Genomic DNA, 14,571 nt, shown 5'->3' with positions numbered 1-14,571 from the left:
TCACATGTCGCAAACCCTTCAAGCCGGCTTCCTGCAGACGCAGGTCGCGCGCATTCTCGAAGCGGCCGGCAGCACGCCGGCCGAAGCCGAACAGGTGGCCGCCAACCTGGTGCTTGCCAATCTGAGCGGCCACGATTCGCACGGCGTCGGCATGCTGCCGCGCTATGTGGATGCCGTGGCCGAAGGCGGGCTGGTGCCCAACGCCGTGGTGCAGATCAAGCTGGACACCGGCGCCATGCTGGCGCTCGACGGCCAGCACGGCTACGGGCAGATCGTCGGCGTGCAGGCGATGGAGCTCGCCATCGCCCGGGCGAAGCAGCACGGCAGCTGCATCCTTTCCCTCGCCAGCGCGCACCATCTCGGCCGCATCGGCCATTTCGCCGAGATGGCGGTGGCCGAGGGGCTGGTGGCGATGCACTTCGTCAACGTGCTGTCGCGGCCGGTGGTCGCGCCCTGGGGCGGCGGCGACGGACGCTTCGGCACCAACCCCTGCTGCATCGGCGTGCCGCTCGCCGGCGCCGAGCCTTTCATCCTCGACTTCGCAACCAGCCGGGTGGCGCAGGGCAAGATGCGCGTGGCGCACAACAAGGGCGAACGCGTGCCGCCCGGACACCTGATCGACGAGCACGGCGCGCCGACCGACGACCCGGGCGTGGTGGTGGTGCCCCAGAGCAACGGCCTTTTTGGCGCCCTGATGACCTTCGGCGAGCACAAGGGCTACGGCATGGCCGTGGCCTGCGAACTGCTCGGCGGCGCGCTGACCGGCGGCGGCACCTGGCACCGGCCGGCCGACACCGCGCGCACCGTGCTCAACGGCATGCTGGCGGTGCTGATCGACCCGGCGAAGCTGGGCACCCAGGCGAGCTTCGAGCAGGAGGCGAAGGCCTTCGTCGACTGGCTCCGCCAGAGTCCGCCGGGCGCGGGCTTCGAGGCGGTGCAGATCGCGGGCGAGCCCGAGCGCAAGGCACGCGCCGCGCGCGCCACCGAGGGCATCTGGCTCGACGACGCGACCTGGGGCGAGATCGTGGAGGCGGGACGCAAGGTCGGCGTCACGGTGGGCTAGGGCCCACCAACTGTTTCAATGTCGTCTTCGCCGGGCCTTGGGCTTGAGCTATGGTTTCCCCAACTGTTCTCGAAGTACAAGGAGCCGACATGAACACCACACGACAACGCTTCATGCGCGTCAGCGCCATCGCCCTGCTGCTCGGCAGCGCCGGCTTCGCCCAGGCCCAGTCGCTCGACATGCTCAAGGGCCTGGCCGGCGGCGGTGGCGGCATGGCCTCGGGCAGCCTCGGCAACGCCGCCGGCGTGATCGAGTACTGCCTCAAGAACAACTACCTGAGCGCCGACGGCGCCACCACCGCCGTGAAGGACCAGCTGATGGGCAAGATCCCGGGCGGCAAGCCGGCCTCCGATCCCGGCTATGTGGATGGCGCGCAGGGCATCCTGACCGGCACCGACGGCAAGAAGATGGACCTCACCGGCGGCGGCCTGAAGCAGGAAGTCACACGCAAGGCATGTGACTTCGTGCTCAAGCAAGCCAAAGGAATGTTGTAGGCCCCCACGCTCCCCCACTGCGCGTGGGTCGCTGCCCCCCGAGGGGGCCGCAGGCCGCCTTGGGGCGGCCCGGCGCCGGCCTCGGCCTAGACGTCGAAGCGGTCGAGGTTCATCACCTTGGTCCACGCCGCCACGAAGTCGTCGACGAACTTCCCCTTGGCGTCCGAGCTGGCATAGACCTCGGCCAGGGCGCGCAGCTGCGCGTTCGATCCGAAGACCAGGTCGACGCGCGTCGCGGTCCACTTGAGGTCGCCGCTCTTGCGGTCGCGTCCCTCGAACTCGTCCTTGGCGCTCGAGACAGGCTTCCACTCCGTCGCCATGTCGAGCAGATTGACGAAGAAGTCGTTGCTCAGCGTGCCCGGCTTCTGCGTGAAGACGCCGTGACGCGTCTGGCCGAAGTTGGCATCGAGCACGCGCAGCCCGCCGACCAGCGCCGTCATCTCGGGCGCCGTCAGCGTCAGGAGCTGCGCCTTGTCGACCAGCAGGGCCTCCGCGGGCACGCTGAAGCGCGCCTTCGCGAAGTTGCGGAAGCCATCCGCATAGGGCTCCAGCGGCTCGAAGGAAGGCACGTCGGTCTGCTCCTGCGAGGCGTCCGCACGCCCCGGCGTGAACGGCACCTTGAGCTCGCGGCCGCCATCGCTGGCCGCCTTCTCGATGGCCGCCCCACCGGCCAGCACGATCAGGTCGGCGAGCGACACTTTCTTGCCACCGGTCTGCACGCCGTTGAACTCGCTGCGGATGCCTTCGAGCGCCTGCAGCACCTTCGCCAGCTGCTCCGGCTGATTGGCAGCCCAATCCTTCTGCGGCGCGAGGCGGATGCGCGCGCCGTTGGCGCCGCCGCGCTTGTCGGAGCCGCGGAACGTGGATGCGGACGCCCAGGCCGTCGAGACCAGTTGCGAAGTCGTGAGGCCCGACGCCAGTACCTTCTTCTTGAGGGCCTCGACGTCCTGCTCGTTGACCAGGGGATGGTCGACCGCGGGAATCGGGTCCTGCCAGATCAGCTCCTCGGCCGGCACCTCCGGCCCGAGGTAGCGGGCGCGCGGCCCCATGTCGCGGTGGGTGAGCTTGAACCAGGCGCGGGCGAAGGCGTCGGCGAACTGGTCGGGGTTCTCCATGAAGCGGCGCGAGATCTTCTCGTAGGCCGGGTCGAAGCGCAGCGACAGGTCGGTGGTCAGCATCGTCGGCACCAGCTTCTTCGACGAATCGAAGGCATGCGGGATCGTCGCGCCGGCGCCCTTGGCCACCCATTGCTGCGCGCCGGCCGGGCTCTTGCTCAGCTCCCACTCATAGCCGAACAGGTTCCAGAAGAAGTTGTTGCTCCACTTCGTCGGCGTGGTGGTCCAGGTCACCTCGAGGCCGCTGGTGATCGCGTCGGCGCCCTTGCCGGTGCCGTAGCTGTTGCTCCAGCCGAGGCCCTGGGCTTCGAGATCGGCCGCCTCGGGCTCGTGCGAGACGTGGGTCGCCGGGGCGGCGCCATGGGTCTTGCCGAAGGTGTGGCCGCCGGCGATCAGCGCCACGGTTTCTTCGTCGTCCATCGCCATGCGGCCGAAGGTGTCGCGGATGTCGTAGGCCGCGGCGATCGGATCTGGGTTGCCGTCCGGACCTTCGGGGTTGACATAGATCAGCCCCATCTGCACGGCGCCCAGCGGGTTCTCCAGCTTCCGGCTGTGCTTGTCGCCGTCCGCGTCGTCGTCGGACACGAGCACCCCGCCCTCCTTCTCGACGCCCGGCGAGCCGTGGGCATAGCGCAGGTCGCCGCCGAGCCAGGTCGTCTCGCGGCCCCAGTACACATCCTGGTCGGGCTCCCACACGTCGGGCCGGCCGCCGCCGAAGCCGAAGGTCTTGAAGCCCATGGTTTCCAGTGCGACGTTGCCCGCGAGAAGCATCAGGTCGGCCCACGAGATCTTGTTGCCGTACTTCTGCTTGATCGGCCAGAGCAGGCGCCGCGCCTTGTCGAGGCTGACGTTGTCCGGCCAGCTGTTGAGCGGCGCGAAGCGCTGCTGGCCGCGGCCACCGCCTCCCCGTCCGTCGCCGATGCGGTAGGTGCCGGCGCTGTGCCAGGCCATGCGCACGAACAGCCCGCCGTAGTGCCCGAAGTCCGCCGGCCACCAGTCCTGCGAATCCGTCATCAGGGCGGCGAGATCCTTCTTCAGCGCCGGATAGTCGAGGCTCTTGAAGGCGGCGGCATAGTCGAAGTCGGCCCCCATGGGATCCGATTTGGACGAATGCTGATGGAGCAGATCCAGGCGCAGCTGCTTGGGCCACCAGTCGCGATTCGAGGTGCCATCGCCTGCAGCCTTGCTGAACGGGCACTTGGCTGCTTCGGTCTTCTGATTTTCCATCTGGGTTCTCCTACGTTGTGTGCAATCACAGGGGGGAGATGGATTCTGTGGCAGAAGCGGGCCACAAGGGAATAGGAACGATTTATGCCGGCGATAGCGGGCGCCGGGCCGCGCGCGGGCGGCCGGCAAGCCGGGTCTGTCGCGGTCGAACCCGAAGGCTCAGAGCATCAGCGCCACGGCCGCGTCCAGATGCTCCGAGGGCGCGCGACGGAAGCCCGAGCGCGCGAAGCGCTGCAGCCGGCCGACCACGAAAGCCGTCAGCGCCGAAGCCCGCACCTGCGCGTCGACGCTTGGCGTGGCCGAGCCGTCGCCCGCAGCCGCGTCGCGCAGCGCCTGGCGCAGGGTCGCCTCGATCTTGTCGAAGAACTGGTTCATGCGGCTTTGCAGGCGCTCGTTCTCGAACACCAGCGCGTCGCCCACCATGACGCGGGTCATGCCCGGGTTCTTCTCGGCGAACTGGACCAGCATCGCGACGATGCGCGCCGCCTGCTCGTGGCCCGGGGCCTCGCGCTCCACGATCTGGTTGACCAGCGTGAACACGCTCTGCTCGATGAAGTCGATCAGGCCTTCGAACATCTGCGCCTTGCTGGCGAAATGGCGATACAGCGCGGCCTCGCTGACCTCGAGCCTGGCGGCCAGCGCCGCCGTGGTGACGCGCTCGGCCCCCGGCTGCTCCAGCATGGCGGCCAGCGCCTGGAGGATCTGCACGCGCCGTTCGCCCGGCTTGGGGCGTTTGCGCGTCGGTGCGGCCACCGGTTCTGAACTGCTTGTGGCGCCAGTGGCGCTCGGCTCGTCGTTCTGCATGGGCGCGTGCAAATTGTAAAAAAATGATTCTCGCATAGGGACGTTAGCGCGCGCCAACCGGGCAAGCCCTGCCTGTCGCGCAGAATCGACAAATCATTCACGCTTCAGACACAAGACAGACCATGAGCCCAACCATTCTCGTGACCGGCGGCGCCGGATTCATCGGCAGCCACACCTGCGTCGCGCTGGCCGCTGCCGGCTATGCACCGCTGGTGCTCGACAACTTCTGCAACAGCGATGTCCGGGTCTTCGAGCGCCTGGCGCGCATCATCGGCAGCGCGCCGCGCTTCGTCGAAGGCGACGTCCGCGACCGCGCCCTGCTCGATCGTCTGTTCGCCGAACAGCCGATCGCTGGCGTGATCCATTTCGCCGGCCTCAAATCGGTCGGCGAGTCAGTGTCCGACCCGCTCGCCTACTACGACAACAACGTCCATGGCAGCCTGGTGCTGGCGGCGGCGATGGAGGCGGCGAGCGTGCACACCCTGATCTTCTCGTCGTCGGCCACGGTCTACGGCGCCACCGACCGGCTGCCGATCGGGGAAGGCGAGGCGCTGCAGCCGACGAATCCCTATGGCCACTCGAAGCAGATGGTCGAGCAGGCCCTGGCCGACCTGCAGCGCTCCGACCCCCGCTGGCGGATCACGCTGCTGCGCTACTTCAACCCCGTCGGCGCGCACGAATCGGGCCTGATCGGGGAACACCCGCACGGCAAGCCCAACAACCTGATGCCCTACGTCAGCCAGGTGGCCGTGGGCCTGCGCGACAAGCTGGCAGTGCACGGCGGCGACTACCCGACCCCCGACGGCACCGGCGTGCGCGACTACGTCCACGTGATGGACCTGGCCGAGGGCCACGTGGCGGCACTGCGGCACGCCGAGCGGCAGGCCGGGCTGGCGACGCTGAATCTGGGGACCGGCCGGGGCACCTCGGTGCTGGAAGTCGTCAAGGCCTTCGAGCGCGCGAGCGGCCGTTCGATCGCCTACGAGATCGGGCCGCGGCGAACCGGCGACGTGCCCTCGAACTGGGCCGACCCGGCGCTGGCGCAGGCCACCCTGGGCTGGCGCGCGCAGCGCGGCATCGACCAGATGTGCGCCGACAGCTGGCGCTGGCAGCAGGCCAACCCGCGGGGCTACGAAAGCTAGGAGTCTCGCCGCGTCTGGGCCAACAGCCGCGAACATACCGCCTGGTTGGCCGCCCTCCTGAGCTACTACAACGCCCGGAAGCCCCACTCCGCCCTGGGCTACAAGCCTCCTGCCTCTCGACTTGGCGGGAATAACCTAATGCAACTCAACACCGTCGGCGGACTCAACGTCTTGTTCGCGTTGCTCGTGTCTCCGATGATCCGGATCCGGGGGTGGGATCGCTTTAGCATCTTCATCGCCTTCTTCGCGCTCGCCGCGAATGCAGTGTGGAACCGCCATGTTCTATCGAAAACTAAGCACGAAGCCGATGGCCGAGCAGTTGGTCACCATCAAGGCCATGGACTTATTTGGGATCTACGTGTATCGCAGGAGCTATGCCGACAATGGCGGCGCGGTGGTGCTGGAACTCACGCGCTTGACTGGACATCCCCCTGCGTTGCCACGCGCCGACGGTGCCATAAGCTTCTTCCGCCTGAACCGAGGGCGCGGAGGCCGGGCCTAACTCAATGGCCGAGCAGTGAGAAGAGACGACCAGCCGAAGCAGAGGGCGTTCCAGATCTTCACGCGTGACGCCCTACCAATTCGTCAACAATATGTATTGCTTCACGAACGGTTGCCGTCTTGATGCCAAAATCATTCGCGCGAGACATTCAGCCGCTCTCGCAAGCGAAAGGAAAAATTAGTGAACGACAAGGTTGACTTCGATGACCACAAGGACACCTACAACGCACTGCTTAGGGAGAGCGTCGGGTTCTTTTCCCCAGACGAGGCGTACTTTGCGCGTTACAAGGTGGAACTGGTGAAGAAGGCCGCCCGCTCCGAGCGGCCTTTGCGAATCCTCGAATATGGCTGCGGCATCGGCCGCAATATCCCATTCCTGAAGGCGGCGTTTCCAACCGCCGTGATCGAGGGCAGCGACGTCGCGTCTGCCAGCCTTGAGATGGCACGCAAGGAAAATCCGGGGGTGTCGTTTTACCTAGAGGATGGGTCACACGATGCTGAGCCTTTCGACATGATCTTCGTGGCGAGCGTCTATCACCACATTCCGCCAGCCGAGCGCAGCGCGGCGACCGCGAGCCTGTTCAGGCGCTTGAGGTCGGGCGGCGAGCTCTATGTTTTTGAGCACAACCCCTACAACCCGGTCACTCGGCGGATTGTCAACAATTGTCCCTATGACGCCGATGCCGTGCTGCTCAAGCCGGCCGAGTTGAGGTCGCTCATTCGCGGCGCTTCGTTCGAAGTGACGGCTTCGGCCTACTGCCTATTCATCCCGCCGAAGCTGTCGGCATTGGCTTGGATGGAGCGCGCCTTAGGCTGGCTTCCCTTGGGCGGCCAGTACTGGGTGCGCGGCACCCGCGCATAGCCCGACAGCGCCCTCAACGGGCCCGGATCATCGTGCCGTAGGCTTGGTCGGTGAGGATTTCCAGCAGCATCGCGTGCGGCACGCGGCCGTCGATGATGTGGACCGCGTTGACGCCGCTCTTGGCGGCGTCGAGCGCGCCCTCGATCTTCGGCAGCATGCCGCCGGAGATGGTGCCGTCGGCGAACAGCTCGTCGATTTCGCGGGCGCTCAGGTCGGTCAGCAGCGTGCCGTTCTTGTCGAGCACGCCGGGGGTGTTGGTCAGCATCATGAGCTTTTCGGCCTGCAGCACGGTGGCCAGCTTGCCGGCCACGACATCGGCGTTGATGTTGTAGCTCTCGTTGTTCTCGCCGAAGCCGATCGGGCTCACCACGGGGATGAAGGCGTCGTCCTGCAGCGCCTTGACCACGCTCGGGTCGATCGAGACGATGTCGCCGACCTGCCCGACGTCGTGCTCGAGGTTGGGATCGTTGCGGTCGGCCATCTTGAGCTTCTGGGCCCGGATCAATCCGCCGTCGCGCCCCGTCAGGCCCACCGCCTTGCCGCCGGCCTGGTTGATCAGGCCCACGATGTCCTGCTGAACCTCGCCGGCGAGCACCCATTCGACCACTTCCATGGTCTCGGAGTCGGTCACGCGCATGCCCTGGATGAAGTGGCCGGTCTTGCCGAGCTTCTTGAGCGCAGCCTCGATCTGCGGGCCCCCGCCATGCACCACCACCGGGTTCATGCCGACCAGCTTGAGCAGCACCACGTCCTCGGCAAAGTCGGCCTGCAGCTCGGGGTCGGTCATGGCATTGCCGCCGTACTTGATGACGATGGTCTTGCCGTGGAACTTGCGGATGTAGGGCAGCGCCTGGGCCAGGATCTCGGCCTTGTCGCGCGGAGGGATGTTCAGGACGGGGTCAGTCATGGCGAGCGATGGAAAAGACGAATTTCCGGATTGTGGCGGAACTCGGCGACGCCGAGGTTACGGCCGCAGCCAGCGCGGCACCTTGAACCGGACGATCATCAGGTAGGCGGCCACGTAAGTGGCCACGAACAGGACGCAGAAGGCGATCAGCACCAGCGTGTTGTTCCAGAACAGCACCGCCGGCACCACGGTCAGCGCCGCGAAGATCCACAGGTACGGCGAGGTGCGGTTGTTGCGCGCCAGCAGCTGCCGGGCCTCGTCGTCGGCGAAGGCCACGCGCACGATGCGGCGGAAGATCAGCTGGTGGAAGTGCAGCGCGTCCGCCGTGCCCGGCGACTGGCCGCGCGCCACCTTGCGGTAGATCGAGAACAGCGTCTCCCAGACCGGGTAGATCAGCAGCAGCATCGGGAACCAGGGCGAGACCACGCGGTGCCGCTGCACCAGCGTGACGGCGGCGATGGCGATCACCATGCCCCAGACATAGGCGCCGCCGTCGCCGGCGAAGATCTTGCCGCGCGGGTAGTTCCAGATCAGGAAGCCGAGCGTGGCGCCGACCAGGCAGATCACCATGGCGGCGAGCTGCCGGTCGCCGACCTGCAGCGCCACGTGCGAAATCGCCAGGCAGACCAGCACCGCCACCGTGCCCGCCAGGCCGTTGTAGCCGTCGATGATGTTGAAGGCATGCGGCAGGCCGCCGATGGCCAGGGCGGCGAACACGATCGCGGCATAGGGCATGGCCTGCAGCCAGCCGTCGACGGCCGGGACGCCGACCCGCGCGAGGCCCAGGTTCAGCACCCAGCACAGCAGCAGCGCCGAGCCGATGGTCAGGCTGAGCCGGTAGCGCACCGACACCTGCTGGGTCACGTCCTCGATGATGCCGCCGAGCACGGCCGGCGCGATGCACAGCAGCGTCAGCGCCGAGCTCTTGAGCGGCCAGGAGACATTGAACGGGTCCGAGCCGATGCCCGCGACCAGCCAGGCGACGCCGGTGCCGAGGAAGATGCCGGCCCCGCCGAGCCGCGGCACGTGCCCTTTGTGGAAGCGCTGCGGCATGTCGGCGCCGTAGCGACGTGCATGCCGGCGGGCGCGGCGCATGAACAGCTGCACCGCGAAGGCGGAGAAGAGGAAGCTGATGACGATCAGGGCAATCATGGGTGGTGTTGGGGAACCCTAGAATTCCCGGACGAAATTAGACCATGCCGATGCCCCCCTCTTCCCCTGCCTCCATCACGGTGTCGATCGTGAGCCACGGCCAGCTCGACCTAGTGCGCCCCCTGATGGAGGAGCTCGACCGCTTCAGCCGCGGCACGGTCGCCAAGGTGGTGCTGACGATCAACATTCCCGAGACCGATGCGCTGGCGGGCCTGCACTGGGGCTTCGAGGTGGAGCGGATCGAGAATCCGGCCCCGATGGGCTTCGGCGCCAACCACAACCAGGCCTTCGGCCACTGCCCGACGCCGTGGTTCCTGGTGCTGAACCCGGACATCCGCTTCGATCGCGACATCCTGGCGCCGCTGGTGGCCCAGGCGCGGCCGGACTGCGGCCTGCTGACGCCACGCATCCTCGAGCCCGGCAAGGACGAGCCGGAGCAGCACCGGGCGATCATCACGCCGTACGAGATCCTGGTGCGCCGGCGGCCCGGATACCAGCGCCCCGCGGTGCCCCACTGGATCCCGGGGCTGTTCATGCTGTTCCGCAGCGACGCCTACCGCGAGCTCGGCGGCTTCGACGAGCGCTTCTTCATGTACGGGGAAGATTTCGACATCTGCGCCCGCACCCAGCTCGCCGGCTGGAAGCTGCAGGTGGCGGAAGACCTGCTGGCCCGGCACGACGCCCAACGCGCCAGCCGCACCAGCCACCGGCACCTGTACTGGCACGTGACCAGCCTGCTGAAGGTGTGGAGTTCGGCCGCGTTCTGGCGCTTCCGCGGCGCCCTGCGCAAGGCTCAGGCCTCGGCGCGGTAGAGCCGGCGGAAGCCGCGGATCAGGGGCAGCTTGGTGGCGGCGCCGATGGCGCGGACCATGCCGGGGGTGCTGTGGGAGAGCAGGAAGCGGGTCAGCCGCAGCTTGGTCTTGGCCTTGAAGCCGACGTAGGGGTTGGTCAGGACCATCCGGGCGTAGTCGTCGAGATGGGCGAACATCTCTTCGCGGTACTCGTTGTCGAGCTTGATGGCCTGGATCGCGTGATCGACGAACAGCTTGCCGAAGCGCGGCATCAGGTAGTCGCGCAGGTAGTAGCGATTGCGCTTCGGTTCGTCCGGAAACAGCGCGGCGAGCTTCAGGAAGAAGCGGTAGCGGCTGCGGATCATGCGGATGCCGAACGAGGTGCTCTCGGTGTGGATGCACCAGACCGTGACCGCGCGGTCGAGGAAATGGTTGCTGTAGCCCTTGCGGAAGATTCGCAGGAACAGGTCGTCGTCCTCGAAACCCATGAACTGCGGATCGAAGCCCTGCACGGCGTCGAAGGCCGCGCGGCTGACCAGCGTCGCCGACGGCAGCACGAACATGTCGTAGCGCAGGATGTCGAAGATGCTGGTCTTGGGATGGTCCTTCGAGTGCTGCTTGACGAGTTCGGTGCGCACCACGTTGCCGTCGACATCCGCCTCGTAGAGATCCGCGTAGACGAAGCCGAAGCGCGCGTCGTCCCCGGGGATGGCGTTCGCGAGGAGCTCGATGTGGTTCGGAAGATAGAAATCGTCCTGATCCAGGAAGCAGATGTAGTCCGAACGCGACGCCGCCACGCCCGCGTTGCGCGCCGAGCCCTGGCCGCCGTTCTCCTTGTCGATGATTCGGAACGGATAACGTTCGGCCAGCGCTACCAGCGCTTCCCGCTCTTCCGGGCGCGAGCCGTCGTTGACGACGAACACTTCATCAGCGGACACCGTCTGGTTGAAGATGCTCTTGACGGCGCGCTCGATGAAGTCGGCGCCGTTGTAGAACGGGATGACGACGACGACGGTGGGCTTGGCGGCAGCGGGGGAATCGATGTTGGCGGGCATTCAGCGTGGCTTGTGATTCATCGGGGCGGTCTCAGACGGATTCGAACAGGTCGCGCACGACGCCGCGCGCGCCGCGGCCGAACTTCTCGTAGCGGCCGGTCATGGCTTCGCGCAGCACCGGCACGCAGCGTGCCAGGCGCGACGCCGGCAGCGCGGCCCGGAAACGCTGGTGTTCGAGCTTGTCGCGCAGCTTCTGGATGGTATCCGCAGCCACCTGGTCGCCCAGCGACTGCAGGCGTTCGAGCAGTAGTTCGGCCTTCCGCGCGCGTTCCTGGTGGGTCGTGCCACGGGACGCCAGGGCCTTGCGCACCTTGCCCATGAAGCTGTCTCGGCGGGCGCCGATCTGGTTGCTTTCGTGCTGGCGGTAGTCGATCAGTTCCTGTTCGAGCACGTCGACCCGGCCGATCGCGGCGGCGACGATGCCCAGCCACTCGTCGTGCAGCCACTCCTTGGGGAAAGGCAGGGCCTGGACCAGCAGGGAGCGCCGGAACAGGGTCGTCGCGCCGGTCACGAGGTTGCGCCGCAGGAAGACGTCGAAGGCGCGGCCGCCATGGATCCAGGCGCGCTCGAAGGGCTTGACCTCCAGCGCGTGGAACAGCGTGTTGCCGAGCGGCTCGAGCGATCCATCGACCAGGCGGGCATCGGTGTGCAGCAGCAGCAGGTCCGGGCGCGCCTCGAACTCGGCCACCATCCGGGCCAGGCGCTCGGGATGCCAGACGTCGTCCTGGTCGCTGAGGGCGATCAGGTCGGCGGTGCAGGCGCTGGCAGCCTGCTCGAAATTCTTGGTGACGCGCAGCGCCTTGGCATTGCGGATCGCCTTGAAGCGGATCGACAGGCCCGGACGCTCGCGCTGACAGGCCTCGAGGGCGGCCTGCGCCAGTTCGACGCAGCCGTCGGTGGAGGCGTCGTCGGACAAGACGATTTCCGAGGGCGGCAAGGTCTGGAGACAGATGCTGCGGACCTGCTCGCCGATGTAGCGGGCGCCGTTGTAGGTGCAGAGCGCGACGGAGACGGAGAGGGTCATGGGGCTGCGGGGCCCGCCGGGGAGGGGCCGGGGCGGGTCAGGGGATGAAAATTGAGGTCGTTCAGCGTTGCCGGCCAAGGAGGGGACCTCCGGCCTTGGGCGGCGCGTGATTATCTTCGCAAGGGCAGGAACTGGGTCACGGGATCCGGGGACGCGCGATCGGGGGAACTGCGCAACGGCCGGTAAAATCGCCCGCTCACAGAGAAAGACCAAAGATGCGACTGCTTTCAGTGGTACTCGCGGGAGGATCCGGTTCCAAGCTTTGGCCGCTATCCCGGCAAGCCTTCCCGACTCCCTTCGTGACGCTCGGCGGATCGACTCTGCTCCAGCAAGCGATCGAACGGGGCCAGGCTTGCGGTGCCGGCGACCTCATGGTCGTCACCGGCAAGGACCATCAGTTCCTCGCCGAGGACGTGCTCCTCCAGTTGCGCACGCGACCGCCTTCGACGCTCCTGCTCGAGCCTGGAAGCCGGGGCACGGGTCCAGCCATCGCGCTGGCGGCGCTTCAGTGCGCCCGGGAATTCGGAGGGGAAACAGTGATGCTGGTCCTGTCGGCCGACCATCTCGTGCCCGATGCCGAAGCCTTCACGGCCAGCACAGCCGAAGCCTTCGAATTCGCGAACCAAGGCCGGCTCGTGGTGTGGGGAATCAATCCCACGGGTCCCGATACCCGCTGCGGATACATCGAGGTCGAGCGACGTTCGAGCGAAAGCCAGGCTGCCCTGGGGATGGTCGCGGCGCCTGACGGCCAAGCTGCTCGACAGTATCTCGCCAGCGATCGGTACTACTGGGACAGCGGAATGCTTTGCGGCAAGGCTGAAACGATCATTTCAGCTCTCGAACACCATGCGCCCGGGCTGCTGGCCGCGGCACGACAGGTGGTCGAGTCGTCGCAGACCAGCGGCAGCAAGGTCTCACTCGATGTCGAGGCTTTTGAGCGCCTGCCGGCCGTGGAATTCCCGCTGGCGCTGGCATCACTCGCGGACAACCTCCAGGTGATTCCCGCCAGATTCAGCTGGAGCGACGTCGCCAGTTGGCCCCAGGTTGCCCACGCCCAGGCCGCGGACGCGGACGGCAACACGCTGCCGACCGGCTCCGTCGCGCTCGACGCCAGTGGCACCGACGTTCGTATCGACAGCCACGGGCCCAAGCTGGTTGGCCTGTTGGGCGTCCATGACCTGGTGGTTGTCGACACGCCCGATGCGCTGCTCGTCGCGCACAAGGACAGCGTGGGCCGCGTCGATGAAATCTTCGACGCGCTCGCGGCGAGAAAGCACGACGCGGTGCAACTTCCAGCCGTCGTCCACCGGCCGTGGGGCACGTATGCTTCGCTCAAGGAAGAAGACGGCTACAAGGTCAAGCGCATCACGGTCAAGCCGGGCCAGTCGCTGTCGCTGCAATACCATCACCAGCGCGCGGAGCATTGGGTGGTGGTCCGTGGCACCGCCATGGTGCAGGTCGGCGACGCTCAGTACGAAACGCTGCCCGGACAATATCGTTACATCCCTCTCAAAGAAAGACATCGATTGACCAACATCGGCAATGATGAACTCGTGCTCATCGAAGTTCAGTGCGGCGCCTACCTCGGCGAAGACGACATCGTGCGGCTGGCCGATACCTACGGACGCGCATGAGTCAAGCACATTCCAATCTGCATCGCAGCGCCTGGACCGACTGGTGGGAAGGCACCCGCCGCACCGACATCTGGTGGACGCTCGCCTGGTTCGACATCGTCCTGCGCTATCGCCGCTCCATGCTGGGTCCGCTGTGGCTGACGCTGAGCATGGCCGCCATGATCGGCGGCATGGGGCCGCTCTACAGCTCGCTGTTCGGCACCGAGCTCTCCAAGTTCTTCCCGCACCTGGCGCTCGGCATCATCTTCTGGGGCTTCTTCGCCAGCATGGTGACCGACTCCTGCAACGCCTTCATCGGCTCCGGCAACTACCTCAAGCAAGGCTATTTTCCTATCAGCCTGTTCGTCTGGCGGAGCATGGCGCGGAACCTGATTCAGTTCGGGCACCAGATCATTCTCTATGTGCCAGTGGCTATCTGGGCTGGCATTTCCCTGTCCTGGTCCGCCCTGCTATTCGTCCCTGCCTTCCTGCTTCTGCTCGTCAATGCGCAAGCGATCGGCATCGCCCTCGGGCTGGTCTGCACCCGCTTCCGCGACGTGACCCAGATCGTGACCAGCGTCATGCAGATGCTGATGTTCCTGACACCCGTTTTCTGGCTCCCCTCCAGCCTTCCCGGGCGTGCCAAGTACATTCTCTGGAATCCGTTCGCCCAGATGCTGGACCTGTTGCGCGCGCCGCTGATGGGCGGCGTGTCCGAAAGCCACAACTGGTGGGGCATCCTGGGCTGGACTGCGGTAACGCTGGTGGTGTCGAGCATGCTGTTCGCGAAGTACCGCAGGCGCGTCGTCTACTGGCTGTAA

The 14,571-nt window shown here is 66.6% G+C and carries 14 protein-coding genes and 1 pseudogene; 9 read left to right on the top strand and 6 right to left on the bottom strand.

The genetic code is table 11. From position 1 onward, the window contains the following. Positions 1–4: 4 nt before the first annotated feature. Positions 5–1,063, top strand: coding sequence for a malate/lactate/ureidoglycolate dehydrogenase (locus QTI45_RS08235; protein WP_286372860.1), 1,059 nt, complete (start codon positions 5–7; stop codon positions 1,061–1,063). Positions 1,064–1,152: 89 nt separating this feature from the next. Continuing rightward, the gene (locus QTI45_RS08230) at positions 1,153–1,557 is read left to right on the top strand and encodes a DUF2501 domain-containing protein (protein ID WP_286372859.1); all 405 of its coding nucleotides are present in this window, start codon (positions 1,153–1,155) and stop codon (positions 1,555–1,557) included. An 86-nt stretch (positions 1,558–1,643) separates the two neighbouring features. Here the strand turns inward: QTI45_RS08230 and katG are convergent, their stop codons facing one another. Then, the gene (katG, locus tag QTI45_RS08225) at positions 1,644–3,899 is read right to left on the bottom strand and encodes a catalase/peroxidase HPI (RefSeq protein ID WP_286372858.1); all 2,256 of its coding nucleotides are present in this window, start codon (positions 3,897–3,899) and stop codon (positions 1,644–1,646) included. 159 nt (positions 3,900–4,058) lie between these two features. Beyond that, the gene (gene slmA, locus QTI45_RS08220; protein WP_286654012.1) at positions 4,059–4,703 is read right to left on the bottom strand and encodes a nucleoid occlusion factor SlmA; all 645 of its coding nucleotides are present in this window, start codon (positions 4,701–4,703) and stop codon (positions 4,059–4,061) included. Positions 4,704–4,825: 122 nt separating this feature from the next. On the opposite strand from slmA, the gene galE reads away from it, so the two are divergent. The 4 genes and pseudogenes from galE (at position 4,826) to QTI45_RS08200 (ending at position 7,208) form a co-directional block, all read left to right on the top strand. Beyond that, entirely contained in the window at positions 4,826–5,845 is a 1,020-nt protein-coding gene (gene galE, locus QTI45_RS08215) for a UDP-glucose 4-epimerase GalE (protein WP_286654011.1), read from the top strand. 9 nt (positions 5,846–5,854) lie between these two features. Continuing rightward, positions 5,855–5,998 (top strand): annotated as a pseudogene (locus QTI45_RS08210) (integrase core domain-containing protein); the annotation flags it as partial. 124 nt (positions 5,999–6,122) lie between these two features. Next, entirely contained in the window at positions 6,123–6,347 is a 225-nt protein-coding gene (locus tag QTI45_RS08205) for a hypothetical protein (RefSeq protein WP_286654010.1), read from the top strand. Positions 6,348–6,527: 180 nt separating this feature from the next. Beyond that, on the top strand, positions 6,528–7,208 hold the full coding sequence (locus QTI45_RS08200) for a class I SAM-dependent methyltransferase (RefSeq protein ID WP_286654009.1): 681 nt from the start codon (positions 6,528–6,530) through the stop codon (positions 7,206–7,208). A 13-nt stretch (positions 7,209–7,221) separates the two neighbouring features. Here the strand turns inward: QTI45_RS08200 and argB are convergent, their stop codons facing one another. Both argB and QTI45_RS08190 read right to left on the bottom strand, forming a co-directional pair. After that, on the bottom strand, positions 7,222–8,115 hold the full coding sequence (argB, locus tag QTI45_RS08195) for an acetylglutamate kinase (protein ID WP_286522163.1): 894 nt from the start codon (positions 8,113–8,115) through the stop codon (positions 7,222–7,224). 57 nt (positions 8,116–8,172) lie between these two features. Then, a complete protein-coding gene (locus QTI45_RS08190) occupies positions 8,173–9,267 on the bottom strand; it encodes an MraY family glycosyltransferase (protein WP_286654008.1) in 1,095 nt (364 codons plus the stop codon). Between the two features lie 44 nt (positions 9,268–9,311). Between QTI45_RS08190 and QTI45_RS08185 the strand changes: the two genes are divergently transcribed. Next, entirely contained in the window at positions 9,312–10,079 is a 768-nt protein-coding gene (locus QTI45_RS08185) for a glycosyltransferase family 2 protein (protein ID WP_286654007.1), read from the top strand. On the opposite strand, the gene QTI45_RS08180 is transcribed toward QTI45_RS08185, so the two are convergent. Both QTI45_RS08180 and QTI45_RS08175 read right to left on the bottom strand, forming a co-directional pair. Next, the gene (locus tag QTI45_RS08180; RefSeq protein WP_286654006.1) at positions 10,061–11,113 is read right to left on the bottom strand and encodes a glycosyltransferase family 2 protein; all 1,053 of its coding nucleotides are present in this window, start codon (positions 11,111–11,113) and stop codon (positions 10,061–10,063) included. The two genes, QTI45_RS08185 and QTI45_RS08180, sit on opposite strands and share 19 nt — an antisense overlap. 31 nt (positions 11,114–11,144) lie before the next feature. Next, on the bottom strand, positions 11,145–12,137 hold the full coding sequence (locus QTI45_RS08175; protein WP_286654005.1) for a glycosyltransferase family 2 protein: 993 nt from the start codon (positions 12,135–12,137) through the stop codon (positions 11,145–11,147). Between the two features lie 215 nt (positions 12,138–12,352). Between QTI45_RS08175 and QTI45_RS08170 the strand changes: the two genes are divergently transcribed. Both QTI45_RS08170 and QTI45_RS08165 read left to right on the top strand, forming a co-directional pair. Beyond that, positions 12,353–13,771 carry a mannose-1-phosphate guanylyltransferase/mannose-6-phosphate isomerase gene (locus QTI45_RS08170; protein ID WP_286654004.1) on the top strand — a complete coding sequence of 473 codons (1,419 nt, stop codon included), beginning with the start codon at positions 12,353–12,355 and terminating at the stop codon, positions 13,769–13,771. After that, positions 13,768–14,571: an ABC transporter permease gene (locus tag QTI45_RS08165; protein WP_286654003.1), complete on the top strand. Its 804-nt coding sequence runs from the start codon at positions 13,768–13,770 to the stop codon at positions 14,569–14,571. The genes QTI45_RS08170 and QTI45_RS08165 overlap by 4 nt, the downstream gene beginning before the upstream one ends.

The organism is Variovorax saccharolyticus, from assembly GCF_030316765.1.
Classification (GTDB): domain Bacteria; phylum Pseudomonadota; class Gammaproteobacteria; order Burkholderiales; family Burkholderiaceae_C; genus Variovorax; species Variovorax saccharolyticus.
This window is presented reverse-complemented; position numbering and strand designations above follow the sequence as displayed.

Coding starts and splice junctions, on each gene's coding strand:
- QTI45_RS08235 (WP_286372860.1), top strand. CDS start 5: ATGTCGCAAACCCTTCAAGCCGGCTTCCTGCAGACGCAGGTCGCGCGC.
- QTI45_RS08230 (WP_286372859.1), top strand. CDS start 1,153: ATGAACACCACACGACAACGCTTCATGCGCGTCAGCGCCATCGCCCTG.
- katG (WP_286372858.1), bottom strand. CDS start 3,899: ATGGAAAATCAGAAGACCGAAGCAGCCAAGTGCCCGTTCAGCAAGGCT.
- slmA (WP_286654012.1), bottom strand. CDS start 4,703: ATGCAGAACGACGAGCCGAGCGCCACTGGCGCCACAAGCAGTTCAGAA.
- galE (WP_286654011.1), top strand. CDS start 4,826: ATGAGCCCAACCATTCTCGTGACCGGCGGCGCCGGATTCATCGGCAGC.
- QTI45_RS08205 (WP_286654010.1), top strand. CDS start 6,123: ATGTTCTATCGAAAACTAAGCACGAAGCCGATGGCCGAGCAGTTGGTC.
- argB (WP_286522163.1), bottom strand. CDS start 8,115: ATGACTGACCCCGTCCTGAACATCCCTCCGCGCGACAAGGCCGAGATC.
- QTI45_RS08190 (WP_286654008.1), bottom strand. CDS start 9,267: ATGATTGCCCTGATCGTCATCAGCTTCCTCTTCTCCGCCTTCGCGGTG.
- QTI45_RS08185 (WP_286654007.1), top strand. CDS start 9,312: ATGCCGATGCCCCCCTCTTCCCCTGCCTCCATCACGGTGTCGATCGTG.
- QTI45_RS08180 (WP_286654006.1), bottom strand. CDS start 11,113: ATGCCCGCCAACATCGATTCCCCCGCTGCCGCCAAGCCCACCGTCGTC.
- QTI45_RS08175 (WP_286654005.1), bottom strand. CDS start 12,137: ATGACCCTCTCCGTCTCCGTCGCGCTCTGCACCTACAACGGCGCCCGC.
- QTI45_RS08170 (WP_286654004.1), top strand. CDS start 12,353: ATGCGACTGCTTTCAGTGGTACTCGCGGGAGGATCCGGTTCCAAGCTT.
- QTI45_RS08165 (WP_286654003.1), top strand. CDS start 13,768: ATGAGTCAAGCACATTCCAATCTGCATCGCAGCGCCTGGACCGACTGG.